4 protein-coding genes and 1 pseudogene are annotated in these 3,280 nt (G+C 40.1%); all 5 read right to left on the reverse strand.

Annotated elements, in window-relative coordinates; all coding sequences use genetic code 11:
* Positions 1–188, reverse strand: a pseudogene (locus tag MRZ08_RS07495) (MOSC domain-containing protein); the annotation flags it as partial.
* The gene (moaC, locus tag MRZ08_RS07500; RefSeq protein WP_297381255.1) at positions 169–657 is read right to left on the reverse strand and encodes a cyclic pyranopterin monophosphate synthase MoaC; all 489 of its coding nucleotides are present in this window, start codon (positions 655–657) and stop codon (positions 169–171) included. The gene moaC and the pseudogene MRZ08_RS07495, both read right to left, overlap by 20 nt.
* On the reverse strand, positions 658–1,596 hold the full coding sequence (gene moaA / locus MRZ08_RS07505) for a GTP 3',8-cyclase MoaA (RefSeq protein ID WP_297381258.1): 939 nt from the start codon (positions 1,594–1,596) through the stop codon (positions 658–660).
* 2 nt (positions 1,597–1,598) lie between these two features.
* A complete protein-coding gene (locus MRZ08_RS07510; RefSeq protein WP_297381260.1) occupies positions 1,599–2,621 on the reverse strand; it encodes an ATP-binding cassette domain-containing protein in 1,023 nt (340 codons plus the stop codon).
* Positions 2,608–3,276: a molybdate ABC transporter permease subunit gene (gene modB, locus MRZ08_RS07515; RefSeq protein WP_297381263.1), complete on the reverse strand. Its 669-nt coding sequence runs from the start codon at positions 3,274–3,276 to the stop codon at positions 2,608–2,610. The genes MRZ08_RS07510 and modB overlap by 14 nt, the downstream gene beginning before the upstream one ends.
* Positions 3,277–3,280: the final 4 nt, after the last annotated feature.

Consider the following 3,280-nt stretch of genomic DNA (forward strand, 5'->3'; position numbering starts at 1 on the left):
GGCTTTAGACTTGGGATTTTCTCCTTCATCTTCTCTAACGACTCCACAGCCAAGAGAGAGACTTGCCTGTGCCAATTACCTGCATGGGCATCACCCACTATTCCATGGTTTTTCCTAAGTTCTATTTGAGGGACAGGGCTTTTGATGGTTCCCTTTTTCTCGCTAATATTAACCGATATAACTTTCATTCTTGTAATCTCCACTCTTGCCACCAGTCTTTCTTAAAAGCTTGATCTCTCCGATTTCTATATCCTTCTGTACTGCCTTACACATATCATAGATCGTAAGGGCAGCCACACTCGCTCCAGTAAGGGCCTCCATCTCAACTCCCGTCTTGGCATTGAGCTTGGCAGAGGTCCTTATCTCGATTGTGTGAGTCTTATCATCCATGACAAAGTCGATTTCTATAGAAGTGAGATTAATAGGATGGCACATGGGAATCAAATTGGCGGTATTTTTGGCAGCCATAATTCCTGCGACCTTGGCAACAGTTAGGACATCTCCCTTTTCTATTTCTGAGTTTTGGACCATCTTGTAGGTCTTTTCATTCAAGAAAACTTTAGCAGTCGCTATAGCCAGCCTATCTGTTTCCTTTTTCTCCGATACGTCCACCATCCTCGCTCTTCCATTCTCATCCAAATGACTAAACTTATCCATCTATCCTCCTATAGAACTCATTGTTCGCACACTTTCCGAGCCAAAATCACCTATCCTATGACTTTTAGGCTTCTTATAAATACTTTCTCTGATTATTTTCTTCTTTTCTTCAAGACTTAATCCCTTTATAGAAATCTCCTCCCTCGAGTGAAGACAGGCCTTAAGCTTCCCGTCTGCCGTAAGTCTTATCCTATTGCAATCCTTGCAGAACTTATGGCTTAGGGGAGAAATAAGACCGACCCTACCCTTATGGCCTTCTATAGCGAAGGTCCTTGCCACTCCGTCAAAGCCCAAATCCTTTCTCCTATAGCCATCTAGGATATGGAGATTTTCCTTGTAATTATTCCTGTCAAAATCAAGGTCCGCCCCAATTGGCATAAGCTCGATAAATCTTACCTCGATGTCATAATCTCTCGTTAATTCCACGAAGTCGGCTATTTCCTTATCATTGAAACCCTTAATCAAGACAGCGTTGATTTTGACCTTAAAGCCAAGTTCAATTGCCTTATCTATAGTTCTTTGCACTTCTTCTAATTTATCTGATCCAGTTATTAGCCTAAACTTCTCCCTGTCTAGTGTATCCAGACTAAAGTTAATTCTAGAAATCCCGTATTCCTTGAGGGACTCTAGCTTGTCATAGACCATGGACCCGTTTGTGGTAATGGCAAAATCTTCTATCTCTGGTATTTCAGATAACTTCTTTATAAGATCCATCACGCCTCGCCTTGCGAAGGGCTCGCCTCCAGTAAGCCTGATCTTTTTTATGCCAAGGCCTGCCATAATCTCGGCCGTTTCTACTATTTCTTCAAAAGTTAGGATGTCATCGTGGTCTAGAAGCTTAATTCCATCTTCTCCCATACAATATTTGCACCTGAAATTACACCTGTCGGTAACAGATATTCTAAGATATGAAATTTCTCTTCCAAATTGATCTTTCATAATCATTCCTCTTTCAAAAACAATAGCTTATCGGTATTTATGGTAAAATATTTCGGCCCATCGTGAAACTCTTTATAGTCTTCCTTATTTATTTCAATCCTCAAATCATCATACTTTTTATTATCCTGATTTAAAATTACAAGGAAGGAGTCGATATTTTCTATTAAGCGAAAATCTTGTATTTTGATAAAATCGTCATTTAAGGCCCTATCGCTTAAGACTATGTCCCTAGTCCTTAGTGCACAAATCTTTCCATGAGCTTTAATCTCACACTTAAGTCTAATCCCCCAAGCCTTAAGAAATATTCCGTCTTCCTCTATTTCAAAATCCGAGAAATTATTTATCCCAATAAGCTTAGCTTCTGTAAGAGTAGTGGGACTTTCGAAGAAGTCTTTCGTTTCCTTCTTATCTCCACTTTTCCCATTACTGATACTTATGATATTATCACACATCCTATAGACTTCGTCCTTGTTGTGACTTACCAGAATCGTCTTAAGGTCGTATTTTCTAATAATATTTAGGACTTCCGCCTCAATTGAGTTTTTGAGAAATTCATCCAAGGCTGAGAAAGGCTCATCTAAAAGTAAGATATCAGGCTTATTTACAAGAATCCTACAAAGGGCCGTCCTCTGCCTTTCTCCTCCAGAAATATATGCTGGAAGCTTATCCTTGATATCATAGATTTGCATCTCTTTTAGCTTGTCTGTGATGTCACGCTTTTCCCTAAGACCTGCCCTCACATTTTCTTCTACAGTGAAGTTCGGGAAAAGGGCATAGTCCTGGAATAGATAGCCCACTCTCCTATCTTGGGGCCTAAGGTTAATTTTCTTTTCTGAATCAAAGAGAGTCCTTCCATTTAGGATAATCATACCCGAATCGGGTCTAATAAGTCCGGCTATAGCCTTAAGGGTCAGGCTTTTCCCAGATCCACTTGCTCCTAGAAATCCTAGGCTCTCATTTTCCATCTCAAAGTCCACATCGAGCTTGAAATTCTTGAAGTCCTTTTTTATCTTACAAACTAGCATAGGTCTTCTCCTTACTTTCAAGCAGATTTAGGGATAACAAGACAACAAAGGAAATGGCAAGATTGATGAGAACCCACTTGTAGGCAAGGCTGTCCTGGCCGATCCTCCATAGCTGGTAGACTGTAGTTGAAATCGTGGCGGTCTTGTTGGGAATATATCCTGATACCATGCTGGTCGCTCCATATTCTCCCAGAGCCCTAGCAAAGGAAAGGATAAGACCTGCTAGAATTTCCTTCTTGCAAGAGGGAAGGACTATCCTCCAAAATATCCATGTGTTGGACTTGCCCAAAGTCTGGGCGGCATATTTTAGATTCATATCAAAAGACTCGAAAGCTCCCCTGCTGGTCCTATACATCAAGGGGAAAGTCACTATAATAGTAGCAAAAATTGCCGAATACCATCTCATAACCAAGCTGATATCCCTCCTTGCGAAAAGCTCTCCTATGTAATTATTAGGACCAAGAGTCTTAAGTAAGAAAAATCCAACAACTGTTGGAGGAAGTACTAGGGGTAAGGTCAAGACTACATCCAAAAGTCCCTTGATTGTTGGATTTAACTTTCTAATTTGATAGGCCAAAAATATACCAAGGAAAAATGTAAAAAAACAAGAAACCAAGGCTATTCTAAGTGAATTATATAAGGGAAATAAATTCATATCT

This window comes from Anaerococcus sp., from assembly GCF_022770135.1.
Taxonomy (GTDB): Bacteria; Bacillota; Clostridia; order Tissierellales; family Peptoniphilaceae; genus Anaerococcus.